Source organism: Geminicoccus harenae (assembly GCF_019800005.1).
Taxonomy (GTDB): domain Bacteria; phylum Pseudomonadota; class Alphaproteobacteria; order Geminicoccales; family Geminicoccaceae; genus Geminicoccus; species Geminicoccus harenae.
The window spans coordinates 1-19,381 of record NZ_JABGCL010000051.1 but is presented as its reverse complement, the minus strand read 5'-3'; the positions used below and the strand labels follow the sequence as shown (position 1 = coordinate 19,381).

Sequence of the window (19,381 nt, the reverse complement as noted above, 5' to 3'; positions counted from 1 at the left end):
GGTAGGCGATGCCGTGCTGGAGCAGTGCTGCGCGCTGGGCATCACCCAGCGGAGCCGGTCCATCACCTGAGCGGTGGCCGTCGCTGACGGCTGAGGCTGTGCAAAGCTGTGAGCGGTCATCTTGACGCAATGCCGATCCCGGCAGCGAGGAACCTTCTCCCCACTTCTTGGCCATGCCGATCATTCTACCGCCTTGGCAACCTCACCGTTGCCCGGCTTGCCACCGCCCCTGGTCGCCGGCCCGACTGTGGCCACGCGGCCAGAGCAGCTGCGCGTGGTAGCGCTGGCCGAGGCGGTCCAGCTCGAGGGACGGGCCGTACGACATGTCCTAGTGGCCGCTGGCCATGCCACCCGGCTGGTGCTGCGCCAACAGGGGATGAGCGAGCTGGAAGCTCGATTGCAGGTCGTAGAATGACTTTGCTATGGCAAGAATGTCCCGCGCGGGGAAGAGATCTACGGTGCCATACATGCTTTGCTCAGGCAGCCCAAATAAACTAGCTTGATGAATAAGCGATGATTGCTTACATGCGGTCCACATTTCAGCCACTGATAATGTTTATATCTGGTATCTATCTAGTTGATAAAGTTTGTTGCTTGTTCATCTTATTGTGATGCTGATTATATTACATGATGTCTGAGGGATAATGAGCGTGCCGAAGATCGCGATCTTCCTGGCTGCCATCCTGATGGTAGCGGTGTTCCAAGCTTGCTGTTGGGCCTTGTCCGTCCAGGGGCAATCCCGGCGAAGGTGAGCCGTCCTCGCATGCCGGCAGGCTGAAAGGTCCAATAAGAACCGGTCGGTCCGCATTGGGCAGGTGGGCTCCTCCTGCGGCATGGCCATGGCGTGGTCCGCAGCGGCAGAGGCTCATGCGGCAGCCGGACAAGCCGACATGGGTGCGCAAGAGCGATCCGCCCATGAGGCATAAGCCCTCAAACGCCATTGGCGAGGCTGCTGCATGGTCAACATCTGGCTTGGAGATGATGATGAAGGGGAAGATTGTCCCCATGCCTGCCCGCGGTCGAGAGCTGGATATCGATCGGCATGTCGGTGAGCGCATGCGCATCCGGCGCATCATGCTCGGGCTCACCCAGCAGCAGATGGCCGACATCATCGGGGTCAGTTATCAGCAGGCGCATAAGTACGAGAAGGGCGCCAACCGGATCGCCGCCGGCCGTCTTTATCAGGTTGCTCAGGCGCTAGGCGTGGAGGTCGGGTTCTTCTTCGAAGGCCTGACTGGCGTCGGGAATCTTTCTCCGTCGCCGCAGCAGCGGATGCTGCTGGAGCTGGCCCGCAACTTCATCGCGATACCGAACCGCCGTCATCAGGAAGCCATCTGCAATCTGGCGCGGGTATTGACCGACGAGGTCGAACCGCCAGGCCAGCGATAGGCGTAGAGGACGTTCGTACGTGCATGGGCTACTCGCTATTGCGAGAGCTTAACCATGCCCGCTTTCCGGCTCAGGGCCAGGTCGTCGACCGGGACATGGCCGGCTCGCAACCAATTTGGCTCATGACGTCAGGCGCTCGAGCTTCCTTGGCGCTTTCCCGCTGATCATCAGCAGTAAATTGATGATTCGTCTGCGGAGCAGGCCGATCGAGGTCCCAATTCCATGATCTGACCTTTGTGCAGATCACCGGCACCCCCAGACTGCCCAGCTGCCACAACACGCTCCGGCGCTTGTCCAGCCGCTATCCAGCGTTCCCTGTAATCTTCCCGGATAACAGGAAGCCATATCATATTATTTTCCTGATAACAAAAAATATATAATACAAAGTTTTAAACTCATATCCACATGTGATACCATAGGAACTCTTTCTTTAGATAAAGTTAACAATGTTTTATTCAGCATGTTCTAGGGAACCTATCTGTTCTCAAGCAAATCGCGAGCGATTATATGCTTGTTTCCGGAAGCGGGGGCATGCATTGCCCCTTGAAGAATCGGGGCATGTCACAATCAATCTGATGCTCACGTTGCAAGATGATCAGTCTTGCACGAGCTTTATGTTGCCCTGAATTCCGTACGTGCCAACACATACTGGGAAATTGTCATGAAGCGTGGGAAAGCCGCGGCGGTTGCTGCTGTCGTAGTCTGGGTCTTTTCGCTCTTTAACGTGACAGGATTGCCGGTGGCAGCGGCCGAAACTGAAGTGCCGCTGGAAACGCGTTTGGCTGACCGCGTCCTGCTGCATCGGAATGCGGTTCGGGGCATGGAATATGTGCCTACCTCGCAGCCGGGTGCGTCCGCGGCCGCCAAGTCCTCGCTGAAGGTCGACATCCTCAAGAAGATCAATCTCGACGGCAACGCGATCGACAACACCTATTCCAGCGTGCTGCCGATCGACTCCGACAATGACGGCCAGTACGGGTTCCTGCACTGGAACGGCCACCGCATCATGCGGCTCTATGATGGGAGCGGCAGGAAGGTGTGGCAGGTGACCAACGGCACCGGCCGCAAGCAAGGTTCCGAAGCCTACACTCACCGCGACACCGCCGTGGTCATGGACATGAACGGTGACGGCAAGGACGACGTCCTGCACTGCTGGCAGTCCGGCTCGACCAAGTTGCTGGTCGCGCGCCATGGCAGCACCGGCAAGGAGATCCGGAAGATCAGCCTGCCGGGGCAGAGCAACTCCCTCCCCAGCTATTGCCTGCTCTCCGTCTACCGCAAGCAGGCGGACAAGCAGCCGATCATCTTGATGTCGCAGCAGCAGCCCGGCGGCAGCGGCATGTGCGGCAAGAAGAACTACACGGACAACTGGGTCCGGGTGGTTGCCTACGACACCAGCCTGAAGAAGCTCTGGCATGCCGACACCTGCCATGCCGGTCATCAGACAGCCGGGGTGGATGCCGACAACGACGGCTACCAGGAGTATTTCTTCGTCGGCAAGTATGCCCTCGACTTCAACGGCAAGATCCGCTGCACCCTGAAGGGCTGGGCTGCCGGCGATCACGTCGACGCCATCCGGGTGGGCAAGCTCGACCCGAAGTCCCCCAGGGTTACCGCGATTGCAGTCGGCTTCAGCGGCGGTGGCGCGTTCGACGCCAGCAACTGCAAGTGGCTGTGGGGCTTCTCCAAGACGATCGATAACCCGCAGGAGTTGTCGATCGTCCAGATCGCTCCGGCGCCGAAGCCGCTGTCCGTCATGGTCACCCAGCGGGGCTCCGAGAAGAACACCAAGACCTATATCCTCGATGCCAACGGCAAGATCCTGCGGACGATCGCGGCACGAATCCTGCCCATGCAGAACGCGGAGCTGGACGGCGACGAGCGCACCGACGAGATCGTCGGGATGTTCGGCGACGTGTTCAATGGAGCGGGCAAGAAGATCCTGTCGCGGAACTGGTACTGGAACCTGAAGGGCACCAAGGTTGCAGAGAAGAGCAGCAGCAATGTCTACGACAAGTGGATCGCCTTCCCGCTCCTGTTCGACCTCGACAGCGACGGCCGCAACGAGTTCGTGACCTGGGGCCAGAGCCTGATCGCAGTTGGGCGCCCACACTGACTCGCTAACCTTCGACCAGGGCAGCGTCTCTGGTCGATCCGGCATGGTTGGTCGCCCCGCGGCATAGGTGAGGCCGAAGGCGCTCAACGACACCGCCGCCGGGCGACAGCAGAACCGCCGGCGGTCGCCAGGGAGCATGGCGGTGCAGCCGCCCTGCCCTTGGTCCTCGTGCCGCTTGAACGCGTGCCGGTCACCGAACAGGGCAAGCCCGATCGCGAGGTGATCCGAGAGTTGGGACGCGCCATACTCGATTGTGCCTCAGCCATACCTGAAACAGATCCTGCTCCGGCTGACGACATGACAGCGCTTGAGCGAGGTCAGCCTCTCCTGCCCGCTCACGACCATTGGGTTAGCTGGCGGCCTCTATTGGGTCTACCCCAGCAAGACGATTGAGCAAGACGCCCTCCCCTGCCCCATATGGGTTGTTCTTGATCTTTCGAGTTAGGAGGCTGAGCAAGTATAGATCCTGGCGAGACAGGGCCCCCACATGCCCATCTGGAGCTCCTGCTCGAGGACGTGCCCAACATGATCAGGAACCTGCAGCCCCCAGGCGAGGTGAAGCTGCTCATGATCCCTCAGCGGGCCTTGTCCAGCTCAGGGCTCAAGGCCCTCGGCATTCCCTCGCCTGTCCTGGCTGCCGCAAGCTCCATCATCATCCACCTGTGCCAGGTGAATATATCGGCAAAGTAGCCTGTCTTGCAGCGGTCCCAGCCGAGTAGCACCAGCCGGCCTATTCTGCTGGAAGGGTCGCTGAGTTCCGACGCGGGGAACGCCATCCCAGGATCGTCTGCCAGGACACGCGCTGCTTGCGCAGCAGCAGGATGCCGTCGATCGCGACTACCACGACCAGCACGGCCCCGATCACCGAGCTCTGCCACTCCGATGGCACCTCGAACAGGTTGAAAGCGTTGGTGATCAAGCTGATGAATGCCACGCCGAGCATGGCCCCGATGGCGGAGCCCTTGCCGCCGGCAATGCTGCCGCCGCCCACCAGGCAGGCGATGATGATGTTCATTTCCAGGCCGATGCCAAGATAGCGGTTCGCCATGCCGATGCGCGCGGTGACCAGCACGCCGGCGAGTGCTGCCATGAAGCCCGAGAACACGAGAGCGCCGATCTGCATGCGCTTGGTGTCGATGCCGATCAGGCGCGCCGCGTCATGGTTGCCGCCGGTGAAGTAGAGCCGTCGGCCGAGCACGGTGCGGCGCAAAACGAACTCGCCCACCACGACCAACGCGAGGGCAAACAGGAACATCCAGTAGACACCGACGATGCTGCCGTTGCCCAGCATGGTGAAGGCCAGCGGGAAGCTCGTGAAGCCGGCAAGCGGCGCGCCCAGCAGCAGCACCTCGATCACGCCCCGGGTCATGTACATGACGCCCAGCGTCGCGATCAGGTGATTGATGCCGAACACGGCCACGAGCAGCCCGTTGATCAGGCCTATGCCGATCCCCACGCCCAGGCCGCAGGCGATCGCGGCGCCCATGCCATAGCCCGCCGACAGCACCAGCGCAGTGATGATGCCGGACAGCCCCATCACCGCGCCGACCGACAGGTCGAACAAGCCCACGATGAACAGCACCATCATGCCGATGGCGATGATCATGTTGGGAGCCATGCTGGTTTGCAGCGAATCGAGGTTATTGCTGTCGAGAAAGGCCGGGCTGCCCCAGGCGAGCAGGATCACCAGGAGCAGGACGACGGCGAATGTGATCGCCTCCTGTTCCAGGCGCCAGCGTTTGAGAAGGGGCATGGAGCCGAGCTGCATGGCTTGGGATCCTCGTACTTTCCCCGTCATCCGCGGCGCTTGAGGATAGTGTCGGCGGCGACGGTCGTGATCAGCAGCGCCCCGATCACGAACTGCTGGAACACTGGCTCGATGTCGTACATCGCCATGCCGTTGATCAGCACCGCGATCAGGAACAGGCCCAGCATGGAGGCTGCGGCATTGCCCCGCCCGCCATACAGGCTGGCGCCACCCAGCACGGCTGCGGTGATCATGGTGAATTCCATGCCGAGGCCCATATTGGCATCGGCATGGGTGATCCGCGACGCCGTGTAGATGCCGGCGACGCCCGCCATGAAGCTGGATGCAACGAAAGCCATCACCTTGATGCGGTCGGCGCGCACGCCATAGATGACAGCCGAGCGCAGATTCTCGCCGATATAGCACATGTGGCGGAACAGGACGCTGCGCTGCTGGAACAAGATCGCCGCGATCGCGAGCACGACCATGGCTACGATGCTGACGTTCACGCCGAAGAGCTGCTCGCGGGACAGGGCGCGGAACGGGCGCGGGAAGGTGTTGCCGCGCAGGGTCGTGGTCATCACGCCGACAAGGCCGCGCACCAGGAGCATGGTGCCGATCGTGAGCATCAGTGAATTGACCCGCAGGCGGACGACGAGCAGGCCGTTGATCAGCCCGACCAGCGCCGCCGCAGCGAGAGCGATGGTAATCGCTCCCCACATCGGCACGCCTTCGAGAAGCAAATAGCCGCTCATCACGCCCGCCAGCGCATAGACGGCGCCAACCGATAGGTCGATCTCGCGCAACACCATGACATAGGTGAAGGCGAACACCGCCAGGCACTCGATCGAGACGCCGTAGACGAGCGAGTAGAGATTGCTCGCGGAGAAGAAATTCTCCCGCGTCAGACCCAGGAACAGGCAGAGCGCCGCGGTGACCACGAGGAGCGGCAGTGGCCCCAGGTGACGCCGCCCGCGCTCTGCAAGGGCCGATGTGGCGACGGCCATGGAAGTAGCTTCGGTCATGACAGCCTCACCTAGTACCGGCTGCCAGCGCCATGACCCGCTCCTCGGTCATGGCGGGCCTGGTGAGCCAGCCTGAAATCCTGCGGGCGCGCATCACCATGATGCGGTCGGCGAGCAGCAGCAGTTCCGGAAGTTCGGACGAGAAGGTGATCAGGCTCTTGCCGCTGTCGGCGAGTTCGGTCAGCGCGCGGTAGACTTCTGCCTTCGCCCCGACATCGACGCCGCGCGTCGGCTCGTTGACGATCAGGATGGAGGGGTCGGGTGCCAGGCAGGCGCTCAGCATGACCTTCTGCTGGTTGCCGCCGGACAGGTTCTGCGGCGGTACGTCCGTGCTGGCGACCCGGATTGCGAAGCGTTTCACTGCAGCTACGGCGCGCGCGGCCAGCTTCTTCTCGTCGATCATGCCGAAGCGCGCCTCCTGGCGCAGCACCGGCGCCGAAATATTGTCGGCAACCGGGCGGGACATGAACAGGCCGGCGTCCTTGCGATTGCTGTTCAGGTAGGAAACGCCGTGGCGGATCATGGACAGTGGCTCCAGATCATCGACCACCTCACCCGTGATACTGATTGTGCCGGCTTCCACGGGAATCAGGCCGAACAAGGCATGGGACAGTTCGGAGGTGCCTGAGCCTTCCAGGCCATAGACGCCGACGATCTCGCCGCGATGCAAGGCGAGCGAAACGTCCTCAAATGCCTCTCTCCGGCTAAGTCCCTCCACCTCGAGTACGACCGGCTGCCGGATGCGCTCCTCGGCGGCTGGCCGATGCTGCATGGCCGAGAGCACCCGTCCCACCATGCGTGCCACCAGATGGTCCTCAGTCAGCCCGTCGTTCACCAGGGTCTCGACGACCGCGCCGTCGCGCAGGACGGTGATGCGGTCGCTGATCTGCAGGACGTCGCCAAGCCGGTGGGAAACGAACACCACCGTCTGCCCCTGAGCGCGCAGGCGCTGGAGCAGGGCCAAGAGGATCTCGGATTCACGGGCGTTCAGGCCGGAGGTCGGCTCGTCCAGGATCAGCACCTTACGTTCGGCATTGATGGCGCGCAGGATCTCGATGATCTGGCGCTGGCCAGGCGTGAGGTGCAGCAGGCGCTCGCGCGGATCGATCTCCAGCCCGAACAGCTCCAGCAGTTCCGCGGTGCGCGCGTTCATGGCTCGGCTGTCGATCAGCCCTCCCCGGCAAGGCGGGCGATCGATGAACACGTTCTCCGCAACGGTCATGTTCTCGAAGACCGCCAGCTCCTGGTGGACCATCGAGATGCCGTACCGGTCGGCATTGGCCGGGTCGAACTCCGTGACCGGGCTGCCCTCGATCGTGAGGGTTCCGCTGTCGGGAGTCACCTCGCCTTTGATGATCTTGAGCGTCGTGCTCTTGCCGGCTCCATTCTCGCCCAAGAGGGTGTGGATCTCGCCACGGGCGATCGAGAACGTCACGCCGGTGAGCGCCTTCACCGCGCCATAGGACTTGGAGATCCCGTCGAGCGCCAGGACAGTATCCGTCATCACCGATTCCGAAGGAGGCCGGCGGCTGGAGAAAGCGGGCGGTCGCGGGTATCGCGTACCGCCCCATCATGCCAGTCAAGCTGACCTAGTTGAAGCTCGGCATGTTCTGCGAGACAAAATACTGGATGTTGTCCTTGTCGATGACTTCCGTGCCCATGTACATGTACTGCGGGAACGGCGTCACGCCGGCAGCTTTGTTGTCGCTGGAGATCGGGGCGTTCGCGAGGCCGATGTTCTGGTCGTTGTAGGCTTCCAGCATCTGGATCGCCATGAAGGACTGAAGCGCGGTCTTGTTGACCACGGTGGCATCGATGTCGCCAGCCTCGATGCATTCCAGCACAGGCGCCTCGCGGTCATTCACGACCACGGCCAGCTCGGTAATATCCTTTTCCAGCTCCTCGGCGGCCAGACAGATGCCGGTGCCCGAGCTGGAATCCAGGCCGACGATGCCGGTCATGTCCTGGTAGGTGTTGTACATGGTCTTGGCGGCATCGATCGCCGTCTCGGTGGTGGCCTTGTCATCCACGCGGCCGAGCAACTCCCACTTCGAGTTGGCCTTCAGATGGTCCATCAGGCCCTGGAACTTGGCGTCCGTGTTGGACGCACCCCAGTTGCCCGAAACCACCAGCTTGCCGGTGTCGCCACCGACGGCGATCAGCGCCTTGGCCGTGTCGACGCCGGCTTCATAGTTGTCGAGGCCGATGAAGGTCATCGCACCGTTGTCGGGCACGACCGCCTCGATCACGATGACAGGGATCCCCTGCTCCATCGCGCGCTTGATTGCAGGCACCGCGCCCGGCTCCCAGAGCGTCGTCACGATGCCGCTCGGTCGCTTGGCGATGGCCTGCTCCACCGCTTCCGCATGCCCCACCGGATCCCAGCCCTGCGGTCCGATGCTGACGATGTCCACGCCGAACTTGGACGCGGCATAGTCCATGCCGAGCAGCGAATCGAGGAGGTAAGGGTGTCCCTGCAGCTGCGACGCGTAGTAGTACGTCCGCTTTTCCTGGGCATCTGCCGGCGCTGCGAGGACGGTGAATGCGATGGCTGCGCCAAGCGCGCAGGAGTGAAGCTTCCCCATGATCTGCCTTCCCTGCTGAGTATCGTACGGCATCGTTCAGCGGCCGGACCCACGAGCTTGACCGTAAGTCGGGTCCTCAGGCGAGTCTAGACAGAGAATTTCCTTGCAGCTTTGCTCGAAAGAAAATTACTTACAGAATTGGTGGTGCCAGATCTGCTCCGCGTCGAGGAACTGGACGTGATGATAGGAGAAGCGGAAATCACTGATCGGATCCACGCGCTGCGGCAGGGGCTGAACCCTACGCTGCGCCGCGTCGCCGATCTCGTGCTGGAACAGACCGCAGCTGCCAAATCGATGAACATCAAGGAGCTGGCCGAGGCAGCAGAGGTCTCGCAGGCCACGGTGAGCCGCTTCGTCCGGGCTATGGGAGCCGAAAGCTACCAGGATTTTCGGATCATGCTGGCCGAGGGCCTTTCCCAGACGGCAGTGCGCCGCGCACATGAGGCTTCGGAGCATGCGGTCTATGAGGGCATTGCGCTCACTGATGACGCCGCATCCATCATCTCCAAGGTCGCACGTCGCCAGGCCGACGTGATCACCGCCGCCTCCGCCACGCTTGATCCGGCGGAGCTACAAAAGGCCGCGAGCTTCCTCTCCAACCGGCAGACCATTCTCTTCCTCGGCATGGGCTCCTCCCTGCTGGCTGCCGAGGATGGCGTCATGCGCTTCTTGAGGATCGGCAAGGCCTGCATCTTCGAGCGCGATCCGAACGTCCAGATGTTCGCGATCGCCGGCCTTGCCGACCGTGCCACCGCCGTGGCCGTCAGCGATTCCGGGCGCACCCGGACCATCGTTGCGGCACTGAAGGAAGCCAAGTCACTGGGCATGCCCACCGTCGCCATCACCTCGTCGGGCGCGTCGCCGCTGGCGCGCTATGCCGACGCCCTCCTGCTCACGCCCGCCACAATAGCCGAACCAAGTGGCGGGGAAGGCATCTACGAATCCATGGTGTCCAAGATGGCCCAGCTCATGGTCATGGACGCTCTCTACGCCCTCGTCGCCGTGCAGGAGCACGACCGTGCCTTGCCACGCCTGGACTATACCGACAGCATCATCGCAAGAAGCCGCATGAAATGACCAAGGCCAACAGCCGCAGCGTCTCGGTCATGGTGGCGAGCAGGGCGCGAGCGGCTGGCGTGACTCCCGTCCTGTTCCAGCGCCGCGCCCCGCGCCGACGAGCTCCTGGGCGAGGACGCGCTGCACATGACCGACCGCAGCTATGAATGCCTAGCGATCCGCCTGGCCGACTTGGTCCCGGCCCTGAGCGTGGCGGACGGCCCACGGCCCCGTCCGGATGAACAGCCGATGCTGCAGGGCCCGTCGATGCCTAGCGCGCCGCTGACGGCTAACCCTCGATCAAAAGCTAGCAGCGTGCCTGGTAACGGCTCGCTGCTAGATAGCAGCGAGATAGAAAAATCACGACGTCTTTCTACTTGCAGCAGGATGCGCCGATGCGGGCCCTACCGGACAATGTCATGGGGCTGGAGCGCCAGTGAGGACGTTTCTGTGAAGCCCTGCCCACACCCTGGCCCAGGGCAGCGATAACCTGCTCCTGGCGGAACGCCGACCGGTGTCCCCTCACCTGCCGTCGGTCAGAGTCGCCAGTGCGTCGTCATTTGGAGGCATGCACGCACGAGGATCACGGCTCATCGTGGCTGCTGGAAGGTGGTAGCATGCTGCCTGATGTCTACCATCTTGCTGCTATCCATCTGCATTCTATCGGTTGGCAAGCTGCTACCTGTTGGCTAGGTACAGGCATCCACCGAAAGATGCTGCATGGCTACCGTAGTCGCGTTCGTCAGCCAGAAAGGCGGCGTGGGCAAAAGCACCCTCGCCCGTGCATTGGCCAGGGAGGCCGCTGCCAGCGGCCTGTCGGTGAAGATTGCCGACCTCGATACCCAACAGGGGACCTCGGTCGACTGGCACCGGATCCGCCTCGCCGCCGCCATCGAGCCGGTGGTCGCCGCCGAAGCCTTCGGTTCGGCTGCCCAGGCCCTGAAGGCAGCCGATGCCTTCGACCTTCTGGTGATCGATGGCCCTGCCAGGACCAGTGCCGCCACGCTAGAGATCGCCCGCTCGGCCAGCTTGGTTGTGCAGCCGACCGGCGCCAGCCTGGATGACCTGCGGCCTGCCGTCCGCGAGTTCCACGCCCTAGTGAAGGCGGGGATTCCGGTCGAGCGCGTCACCTTCGCCTTGAACCGGATCGGCACGGACGCCGAGGAAGCCGCTGCAAGGCTGTATCTCGAAGAAGCCGGCTACAGCGTCCTGATGGGCTGTCTCGTCGAACGACCTGCCTACCGCACCGCCCAGAACAGCGGCCGGGCCGTCACTGAAACCCGCTTCGCTGGCCTGAACGCCCGAGCCGATTCGCTCATCCAGGATCTGATCGACAAGGTGACCGACCATGGCTGACGCCTCGAAGCTCAAGACCCGGAGCCGGCTGGGTACGCCGCCCACCCCGGAGGAAGCGAGTCGAAACCTCCAGGCGCCAGAGGCAGCGCCAGCACCTCCAGCACCCTATGTCCGTCGCGATGGCCGCTCCATGCGCCGCTCCCATCGCACGGTCGCATTCGCTACCCGGGTGTCGCCGGAGTTCGACGTCCGCATTCGCGACATCGCTGAGCGCGACGGCCTGCTGCTGGTCGAGGTTCTGGAGAAGGCTCTGGATGCTTACGAGCAGCAATCCAGTCGCTAGATAGCTGCAAGCTGGCGTCTAGATGGCTGCATGAGCCGCATCGGATTGACCGTTCGCCAGCCACCGCTTACCAGTATGACGCTCCTCGGGGGGCCTGCCCATCAGTCGTCCTGGTGCGCGGGTATGCAGACGCTGTTCGAGACCAGCAGGAGACGCCGGTGGTCAGACACGTCCTTCAGATGGCCGGGGGCAACCTGGCGCAAGGGAGTGCTGCTGCCATGCGGCGTTCCTTGGGTGTCCCGCATGCAACATCGCATCAGGGTCGCCAATAATGGATCCGCTTCATCTCGATGATTGGATGAATCGGCAGCCCCGGCCCGAGCCTGGAACCGCCAGATCCGAGGCAATTGGCAGGATCGAGACGGAGATCCAGCCACGTGAGCCGGTCGCGGGCTGACGGGATGGGTGATGCAAGCAAGCTGAGGGCTGCCCTGGAGAAGCTGGGCGAGTCGGTCGCGGAGAATGGCGGGCGCGCCAGCCGGAGAGCCTCGGTGCGCAAGCCGCCTAAGACCGAGTCGCAGCCCAGTTTCTTCGCGCCCGCCCTCTATGACGTCGGTACGAAGGACAGCCGCAGCATCATGGACGTGGCGGTATTCCGCCTGTCCAAGAAGGACAAGCGGCCGGGCGACATCATCCGCTACGACATGCCCGATGGCTTCGTGCAGGTGTCTGCCGGCCCGGCCGGCATGGCATCGGTCTGGGACTATGACATCGTCCTGATGGCCGTCTCGCACCTGACCGCCGCCACCAACCGCTGGCGGGCAGGCAAGGGCGACAAGCCGGGCCGGGCCTTCCGCCCGAACGTGGCCGAGATCCTCAAATTCTGCCGTCGCGGCGATGGCGGCAAGCAGCACGATGACTTGGTCGCCGCCCTTACGCGGCTGAGCACCACGCACGTCATCGTGGAGCGGACCAGGAAGAACCGGGCTGGCAGGGTCATCACCGTGACGGAAGGCGAGGGGCTCATCAACCGCTACCGTGTCGTGTCGGGCGCCGCCACGGGCAAGGTCGATGCCGTCGAGATCGAACTGCCGGACTGGATCTACCGCGAGGTGGTGGAGATGGAGCGGCCCGATGTCCTGACCGTCCATCCCGACTACTTCCTCATCGAGCCCGGCGTCGGCCGGTTCCTTTATCGCTTGGCGCGTCGGGCGGCCGGTCGAGGCGAAGCGATGTGGTCCTTTCGGACCATCTACGAGCACAGCGGCAGCGCCAGCTCCTTCAAGGAGTTCAGCCGCATGCTGCGCAAGCTGGTCGAGGCAGACGACCTTCCCGAATATGCCATCGCTGAGCAGGAAGGGCAGGGGGGGCCGATGCTGGTGATGCGGCATCGATCGGGCCTGGGTGTGCAATGTACGGATGGCAGCGGCCAGCCGGGCGGCTGACCCGCCTCCTTGTGGATAGTTCCGTACATTACCCACCAGACCCCGTACATCACCCACCCGGATCCGTACATTACCCACTAGATCCCGTACATTGCCCACCGGGCTCGTCGGCAAGCTGCTGATTCTTCAAGCCGATTCGGTAGTTTTGGCCCCTAAAACTCTAAAACATAATTTAAAACTCCAAAACGGACAGCGGGCTCGCGAGGAAGGCGGCAAGTGCAGCCGCATGAAATCTCGTAGGTTATGGCAAGATTGCAGCAAGATTGCAGCTTGCAGGCTGTGTAAGCTGCTTGGCTGTCAGGGCGTGCTGGGGATGATCGTTTCCCGAGGGGAACACCGAGCGCTCGGTGTCGCGCTAGGCAACGTCCATGATAGCCGGGGCAGGCGAAGATGCGCTGCCAGATGAGCCGGGTGACGTCTACGCCAACAGCGCCTACTGTGGTCAGCGGTTCGCAACGACGGTCCGGGCCAAAGGCGGCTCGCTGGGCTCTAGATAGCTGCATGGCCCGCAAAGGCAGCTCGCTGCCTGCTACCGGTTGGCCGTTGTCAGCACCCGATAGACGCTGGCCCGGCCGATCTTGAGCCTGCGGGCGATGGCGGAGGCACCGAGCTTCTCTTCCTCCTTCAGACGCCGGACCTCCGCCACATCGATGCTGGGCTTCCTGCCCTTGTAGACGCCCTTGGCCTTGGCTGCCCGGATCCCCTCCAGCTGCCGTTCCCGGCGCAGGTTGGTCTCGAACTCGGCAAACACCCCGAGCATGTCCAAGAATGCCTTGCCCGCCGCCGTGCCGGTGTCGATCGGCTGCTCGGTCGCCTTGAGGCTCACCCCTTTCTGTTTCAACTCGTGCACGATGTCCTGCAGGTCCTTCATCGAGCGGGCCAGCCGGTCGATCCGGGTGACCACCAGCGTGTCGCCCGGCTGAAGGAAGTCGAGCAGTACCTGCAGTTCGGTGCGGCCATCGCGCCGGGTGCCGCTGGCCTTCTCCGCACGGACTACGCTGCAGCCGGCGGCCCTCAGCGCGTCCTGCTGGAGGGTAAGATCCTGGTCGAACGTGCTGACCCGGGCATAGCCGTAGACAGGCATGAGGGGAGGGGCCTCCTGTCTCGCTGGTGTCTAGACCCGTTCTGCCTAGCGTCTCGGAAAATTAAGAACAACCCATGTGAGACAGGAGAGGGCGTCTCGGCCGATCGTCTTGCTAGGGTAGACCCAAAGAGGATGGTGCCGTACAGCTTGACCATCCGACAGGGGTCGTCGTGCACAAACCTTGGTAGAAGAAGAGACTAGTACTGAGGTGGCGAAACGGGGCCAGGAATTATCTGTTTTCCGTCAGCCTTGTCACCCGCCGAGCCTGAGCTTTCTTCTCTTCCGCTGGTCCTGCGCGACAACCTCTGCCGGATTGTCTACCCGCGGCGGCCACGTCTACCCGGTGGCGGAACAGATGCTGGCTCGCGGCATCCCGTTCCTGCTGGCGAGCGGCTATGGAGGCTGGGCCCTGCCTGAACATCTTCAGGACCGGCCGCGCCTGACCAAACCGTTCACAGACCACGATCTCGAGGAGCAAGTGCGGCTGCTCTGCCGCCGACAGCATTGAGCGGTGGCAGAGACTCCTTGGAGATAGCTTCAGGTTTGGTCCTGGCGGGCCATGCGGTTGTTCCATTTTGGGTCAGAACCGCTCAGGCGGCCCGATCGAGTTTGGGCCGGTCGCCCGACAGCACGTCAGTCTTAGTCCTCATAGCTGCCTCACCGGCATCGACCGGAAGATAGCTGAACCGCCCACAGCTGCCGTCGATCTGCTCCAGCAGCGCCAGACCGCTTGCCATGTCGCGTCCGCCGCTGGCCCAGCGATCCCTGATCGAGGACGGCGAGAAGTTGAGCGTCTTTACGGCAAGCGCGTGGCTTGGCGCCTGGTAGGCCAGATGAACCGGCTGAGCTTTCGGCCCGTTAGGCTCCAGCTGATCGCGCAGCTGGTACTCCCGCTGCAGACCCTTGATGCGCCAATGGCGGGAGACGATAGCCGGGGGCAAGCGGGATCCATCGGTCCTATGGTAGCCGCGGCATGCGCGCCAGTTCGGCCTTGAGCGCTGTGGCAAGGGTTTTGATCTGGTAGGGCTTCGCCAGCACGCGAAAGCCATCGGTAGCGGGCAACTGCTCGCTGTAGCCGGTCGTCAGCATCACAGGCAGGTTTGGGTGCAGTCGGCGCGCTAGCCGGGCGAGGTCCACGCCCGTCATCGCGCCCGGCATGACCACGTCAGTGAAGAGCAGGTCGATGGGCGTGTTACCCGCCAGAATCCCGAGCGCCTCTTCGGCCGAGGCAGCCCGCACCACCGTGTAGCCCAGATCCTCCAGACTGCCGCCCACCATCGGTCCTACTATCGGATCGTCTTCCACCAGCAGGATGCGCCCGCTACCCGCATCGATGCTCTCTGATGCAGGAGGGATGATGCTCGCCACATCGTCAGCCGAGCGCGGCAGCAGCAGGAGAACCTTGGTACCCCGTCCAGGCGCGCTCTCGAGGCGAAGGGTGCCGCCGGACTGCCGGGCGAAGCCGTAGACCTGGCTCAATCCCAGTCCCGACCCCTTGCCGACACCCTTGGTCGTGAAGAACGGCTCCAAGGCGTGCGCCAGGACTTCCGGCGTCATCCCCGTTCCCGTATCCATTACCGTGAGGTCGACGAATTCACCGACAAGCCCTTCCGGATCGTGACCAGGTACCAAGAGCGCGTTGCGCCCCTCGATCCGTAGGCTTCCGCCTCCAGGCATGGCATCGCGCGCGTTGACCGCGAGGTTCAGCACAGCAAGCTCGAATTGGGTGGGGTCCACCTCAATCGGCCATAGATCCGACTGCAGATCCACCGCCACGTGGATGTCGGCCCGCAGCGCCCGGGTCAGCAGTTCGGACGCACCAAGCAACCGGTCACGGATGTCGACGGGCTCCGGGCGCAGCGCCTGGCGGCGGGCGAACGCCAGCAGCTGCTGGGTGAGCTTGGAGCCGCGTTCGATAGCCTGATGGCCAGCCGCCAGCAGTGAGTGAACCCGTGGATCGGAAACGCGACGCTCCACCATCTGCAGGCAACCCAAGAGCGCCTGGAGCAGATTGTTGAAGTCATGGGCGATGCCGCCGGTCAGCTGTCCGATGGCTTCCATCTTCTGGGCCTGGAACAAATCCTCCCGGGCCTGCTCGAGCGCCTGTTGCGCCTGCCGCCGCTCGGTGATGTCACGGGTGATCTTGGCGAACCCGACCAGCGTGTCCTCGTCCCAAAGAGGATCGATGACGACGCTCGCCCAGAACCGGGTGCCGCCCTTGCGGACACGCCAGCCCTCCTTCTCGTACTTCCCGTGGTGGATGGCGGTCTCGAGGGCGCGCTGCGGCTCGCCGTTCGCGCGGTCCTCCTCGGTGTAGAAGCGCGAGAAGTGCTGGCCGACGATCTCCTGGGCGGTGTAGCCCTTGATGCGCTCGGCACCGCTGTTCCAATTCGTGATCTGCCCCTGCGGATCCAGCATGAAGATGGCGTAGTCGGTCACCCCCTCGACCAGCAGGCGGAAGCGCCGCTCGCTCGCGCGCAATGCCTCCTCGGCTGCCTTACGCTCGGTGATGTCGCGGCTGATCTTGGCAAAGCCGATCAGCGAGCCATCCTCGTCGCGGATGGGGTCGAGCACAGCCAGGGCCCAAAAGCGGCTGCCGTCCTTGCGGATGCGCCAGCCCTCATCCTCAAAGCGTCCATTGGTCGCCGCCAGCTTGAGCGCGCGACGCGGCTTTCCCTGAGCCCGGTCCTCGGGCGTAAAGAACAGCTCGAAGGGCTGCCCGATGATCTCCTCGGGAGAATAGCCTTTGGTCCGTTCGGCGCCCGGGTTCCAGCTGATCACATAGCCGTCTGGATCGAGCAGGTAGATGACATAGTCGGTGAGCGCCTCGACGAGCAGCTGAAAGCGTCGGTCACCAGCAGCGAGCAGAGATGATTTCTGGTTCATTGGAGACGTTCAGCAGAGCACGCGTCCACAGCCACGCTGTCGCGTGGGATGATTTCCACTATGACGCAGCGGGTCACGTCTGGGCCTTTCTGGTAACAGCCGCGGCATGTCCACGCAGACATAGACGCAGCTCCCGGTCAACAGGCGGTAGGGCAGATCGTCGTTCTTCGACATGATCGCGTGGTCTCACTGGTGCACCGGACTCAATCGATTAGGCCTCCGGAACGTTCCTCTGCTGCTGCGCAGGGAGGCGGCGCAGGCGTTCTTGTCCAGGACCGTCTGCAGCATGATTGTCTCACGCAGCAGATGATGGCTGGCGACCGTGAGCTTCCAGGCCTTAGCCGACATGATGACGATCGACAGCAAGGTGCAATTGGACCTGCGGGTCCCCGCCTGACCGGTGTTCGACGTCGCCGCTGCGGCCATCGTCCATCCGTGGCGCGCCCATCCTGATCTGGCCTGAGGCCTGCTCCGCAAGCCCTACATTCCTGAGAACGTGCCGCGGATCGTGACGTTCATCGACGCCCTCGCGCACAAGCGCGACGCTGCCCCGCCTGCCACCACAACGGGAGATGTTCCGGCCGCTGCCTGACTGACCGGCGGCTGCCACCCTAAGCAGCCTGCAGCTGCGGCCGATCCGGCCCTGCCTTCGGAACCGGGAGAGCATCGGCGGGTTGGGCTGCTACCAAGTATTCAGTGCACCGAAAGCAGCAAGACATGGCCGAAAAAGACCTGAAGGCTCTATTCCTTCACCAGCTCAAGGACACCTACTACGCTGAGAATGCGATCGTGAAGGCGCTGCCCAAACTTGCAGCGGCGGCGCAGGCGGAAGAACTCAGAGGTGCCTTCGCGGTGCATCTCGAAGAGACCAAGAACCACGTAAAGCGGCTGGATCAGATCTTCCAGCATCTGGGCGAGCAGCCCCAGGGCGTGGAGTGCAAGGCGATCCTTGGGATCATCGCTGAGGGTGACGAAGTCGCTGAAGAGTTTCAGGACGGAGAGGCGCTGGACGCTGGGCTGATCGCCGCAGCGCAGGCCGTCGAGCACTACGAGATCACCCGCTATGGCACCATGCTCGCCTGGGCCAAGCAGTTGGGCCTACCCGAAGTCGAAGGCCTTCTCGCGGAAACGCTCGCCGAGGAGGAGAGCACTGACGAACTCCTCTCCGAGCTTGCCGAGGACGCCATCAATCCCCAGGCAGCCTGACCTTATCGAGGCGGGGGCAGGGCGCCCCCGTCTCTACCAGCCTGAGATCCTGTAATGCGCCCGCACTCGGAGTAGTACCCCGGGCGCCGGCTGACGAAGACAGACCTGCGGAAAGCTGTGCGGAACCCTGGCTGGCAGGCGACGTTGGCCATCCAGGCATGCTGCAGTGCACAAAAGCGTAGCGCTGCGGCACTTCATGCGGACAGGAACCGAAGACTTGTTGACCAAGACCCAACCGCGTGCCGCGCACGTCGGCCTGATCGGGCGTACCTCGGGACGGTCCCGGACGGAGAAGATCCTTACGGCCTCGGCGGCCACACTGGCCGTGGCTGCTCTCTACAACATCTACCGGTCCCGCCAGGTCGAGCGGCAGCACCCACCCGCCGGGCGCTTCATCGACGTCGACGGTGTCCGGCTCCACTATCTCGAGCGAGGCGAGGGCACCCCGGTCGTCCTGCTGCACGGCAACGTCGTCACGGCCGAGGACTGGATCTTGAGCGGCGTGTTCGAGCGCTTGGCCGAGCGGCACCGTGTCATTGCCTTCGACCGCCCCGGCTATGGCTACAGCGCCCGCCCGCAGGGCTCGCCCTGGACGGCAGCAACGCAGGCGAACCTGCTGCGCCGCGCTTTGACGTGCCTCGGCATCGAGCACCCGATAGTGGTGGGCCATTCCTGGGGTACCAACGTCGCTCTGGCGCTGGCCCTGGCCGAGCCGACGGCGGTGCGCGGCCTGGTGCTGCTGGCCGGCTATTATCACCCGACCTTGCGGGCAGATGCGCTGCTGGTGGCGCCGGTGGCTGTCCCGGTGCTGGGCGACCTGCTGCGCTACACGGTCTCGCCGCTGCTTGGTGCCGCGCTCCTGCCGCTGCTGATCAAGGGCATGTTCGCGCCGCTCTCCGTGCCGGGGCGCTTCGCCAAGGGCTTCCCGCATGGCATGGCGGTGCGGCCGTCACAGATCCGGGCCGAGGCACAGGATGGCGCCACCATGGCCTACGGAGCGGCGTCGATGCGCAAGGGCTATTCCAGCCTGTGCATGCCGGTGGTGATCATGGCGGGCAGCCAGGACCGGGTGGTGGATGTCGGCCGCCATGCCATCCGGCTCCATGAGCAGATCCCGCACAGCGATCTGCAGCTGGTTCCAGGGGCAGGGCACATGGTCCACCACGCGGTGCCAGAGCAGATAGTCACGGCAATTGCGACCGTTGCGGATCGAAGTGCTGGACCTGCTCAACCCGTCACATCCCTCGTTGCGTCCCCTGCACC

The 19,381-nt window shown here is 63.4% G+C and carries 18 protein-coding genes and 1 pseudogene; 10 read left to right on the top strand and 9 right to left on the bottom strand.

The annotated features are described in order from the left end of the window. Window positions 1-184 (bottom strand): annotated as a pseudogene (locus tag HLA95_RS24970) (hypothetical protein); the annotation flags it as partial. A gap of 24 nt (window positions 185-208) precedes the next feature. Here HLA95_RS24970 and HLA95_RS24965 point away from each other — a divergent pair. The 3 genes from HLA95_RS24965 to HLA95_RS24955 all read left to right on the top strand — a co-directional run bounded on the left by HLA95_RS24965 (window position 209) and on the right by HLA95_RS24955 (window position 3,505). Continuing rightward, window positions 209-415 carry a hypothetical protein gene (locus HLA95_RS24965; RefSeq protein ID WP_222184889.1) on the top strand — a complete coding sequence of 69 codons (207 nt, stop codon included), beginning with the start codon at window positions 209-211 and terminating at the stop codon, window positions 413-415. A gap of 563 nt (window positions 416-978) precedes the next feature. After that, entirely contained in the window at window positions 979-1,389 is a 411-nt protein-coding gene (locus HLA95_RS24960) for a helix-turn-helix domain-containing protein (RefSeq protein WP_191057841.1), read from the top strand. Window positions 1,390-1,990: 601 nt separating this feature from the next. Next, window positions 1,991-3,505, top strand: coding sequence for a hypothetical protein (locus HLA95_RS24955; RefSeq protein WP_191057828.1), 1,515 nt, complete (start codon window positions 1,991-1,993; stop codon window positions 3,503-3,505). Between the two features lie 730 nt (window positions 3,506-4,235). Here HLA95_RS24955 and HLA95_RS24950 read toward each other — a convergent pair. The 4 genes from HLA95_RS24950 to HLA95_RS24935 form a co-directional block, all read right to left on the bottom strand. Further along, a complete protein-coding gene (locus tag HLA95_RS24950) occupies window positions 4,236-5,192 on the bottom strand; it encodes an ABC transporter permease (RefSeq protein WP_222184887.1) in 957 nt (318 codons plus the stop codon). Window positions 5,193-5,299: 107 nt separating this feature from the next. Then, a complete protein-coding gene (locus HLA95_RS24945) occupies window positions 5,300-6,277 on the bottom strand; it encodes an ABC transporter permease (protein ID WP_191057830.1) in 978 nt (325 codons plus the stop codon). A gap of 7 nt (window positions 6,278-6,284) precedes the next feature. Continuing rightward, the gene (locus HLA95_RS24940) at window positions 6,285-7,781 is read right to left on the bottom strand and encodes a sugar ABC transporter ATP-binding protein (protein WP_191057831.1); all 1,497 of its coding nucleotides are present in this window, start codon (window positions 7,779-7,781) and stop codon (window positions 6,285-6,287) included. Window positions 7,782-7,866: 85 nt separating this feature from the next. Then, complete coding sequence (locus HLA95_RS24935; protein WP_191057832.1) at window positions 7,867-8,862, bottom strand: substrate-binding domain-containing protein; 996 nt, start codon at window positions 8,860-8,862, stop codon at window positions 7,867-7,869. 144 nt (window positions 8,863-9,006) lie between these two features. Here HLA95_RS24935 and HLA95_RS24930 point away from each other — a divergent pair, with 144 nt between their 5' ends. From HLA95_RS24930 to HLA95_RS24915, 4 genes are all read left to right on the top strand, one after another. Beyond that, a complete protein-coding gene (locus HLA95_RS24930) occupies window positions 9,007-9,939 on the top strand; it encodes a MurR/RpiR family transcriptional regulator (protein ID WP_191057833.1) in 933 nt (310 codons plus the stop codon). A 699-nt stretch (window positions 9,940-10,638) separates the two neighbouring features. Further along, entirely contained in the window at window positions 10,639-11,274 is a 636-nt protein-coding gene (locus tag HLA95_RS24925) for a nucleotide-binding protein (RefSeq protein WP_191057834.1), read from the top strand. Further along, window positions 11,267-11,557 carry a hypothetical protein gene (locus HLA95_RS24920; protein ID WP_191057835.1) on the top strand — a complete coding sequence of 97 codons (291 nt, stop codon included), beginning with the start codon at window positions 11,267-11,269 and terminating at the stop codon, window positions 11,555-11,557. Before HLA95_RS24925 ends, HLA95_RS24920 begins: the two co-directional genes overlap by 8 nt. Before the next feature lie 401 nt (window positions 11,558-11,958). After that, window positions 11,959-12,942: a replication initiator protein A gene (locus tag HLA95_RS24915; protein ID WP_191057836.1), complete on the top strand. Its 984-nt coding sequence runs from the start codon at window positions 11,959-11,961 to the stop codon at window positions 12,940-12,942. Window positions 12,943-13,471: 529 nt separating this feature from the next. On the opposite strand, the gene HLA95_RS24910 is transcribed toward HLA95_RS24915, so the two are convergent. Further along, window positions 13,472-14,026 (bottom strand): recombinase family protein, encoded by a 555-nt coding sequence (locus tag HLA95_RS24910; protein ID WP_191057837.1) that lies wholly within the window; start codon window positions 14,024-14,026, stop codon window positions 13,472-13,474. A gap of 208 nt (window positions 14,027-14,234) precedes the next feature. Here HLA95_RS24910 and HLA95_RS24905 point away from each other — a divergent pair, with 208 nt between their 5' ends. Continuing rightward, window positions 14,235-14,534 carry a response regulator gene (locus tag HLA95_RS24905; RefSeq protein WP_191057838.1) on the top strand — a complete coding sequence of 100 codons (300 nt, stop codon included), beginning with the start codon at window positions 14,235-14,237 and terminating at the stop codon, window positions 14,532-14,534. A gap of 82 nt (window positions 14,535-14,616) precedes the next feature. Here HLA95_RS24905 and HLA95_RS24900 read toward each other — a convergent pair whose 3' ends face one another. The 3 genes from HLA95_RS24900 to HLA95_RS24890 all read right to left on the bottom strand — a co-directional run bounded on the left by HLA95_RS24900 (window position 14,617) and on the right by HLA95_RS24890 (window position 17,338). Next, window positions 14,617-14,967 (bottom strand): DUF3734 domain-containing protein, encoded by a 351-nt coding sequence (locus HLA95_RS24900; protein WP_223861352.1) that lies wholly within the window; start codon window positions 14,965-14,967, stop codon window positions 14,617-14,619. Between the two features lie 16 nt (window positions 14,968-14,983). Then, the gene (locus HLA95_RS24895; RefSeq protein WP_191057839.1) at window positions 14,984-16,912 is read right to left on the bottom strand and encodes a hybrid sensor histidine kinase/response regulator; all 1,929 of its coding nucleotides are present in this window, start codon (window positions 16,910-16,912) and stop codon (window positions 14,984-14,986) included. 186 nt (window positions 16,913-17,098) lie between these two features. Beyond that, the gene (locus tag HLA95_RS24890; protein WP_159718709.1) at window positions 17,099-17,338 is read right to left on the bottom strand and encodes a hypothetical protein; all 240 of its coding nucleotides are present in this window, start codon (window positions 17,336-17,338) and stop codon (window positions 17,099-17,101) included. Between the two features lie 291 nt (window positions 17,339-17,629). Between HLA95_RS24890 and HLA95_RS24885 the strand changes: the two genes are divergently transcribed. Continuing rightward, complete coding sequence (locus HLA95_RS24885) at window positions 17,630-18,118, top strand: YciE/YciF ferroxidase family protein (protein ID WP_159718708.1); 489 nt, start codon at window positions 17,630-17,632, stop codon at window positions 18,116-18,118. Between the two features lie 220 nt (window positions 18,119-18,338). Further along, window positions 18,339-19,381, top strand: a 1,043-nt coding sequence (locus tag HLA95_RS24880) for an alpha/beta fold hydrolase (RefSeq protein ID WP_222184885.1), incomplete at its 3' end; no start/stop codon positions are given.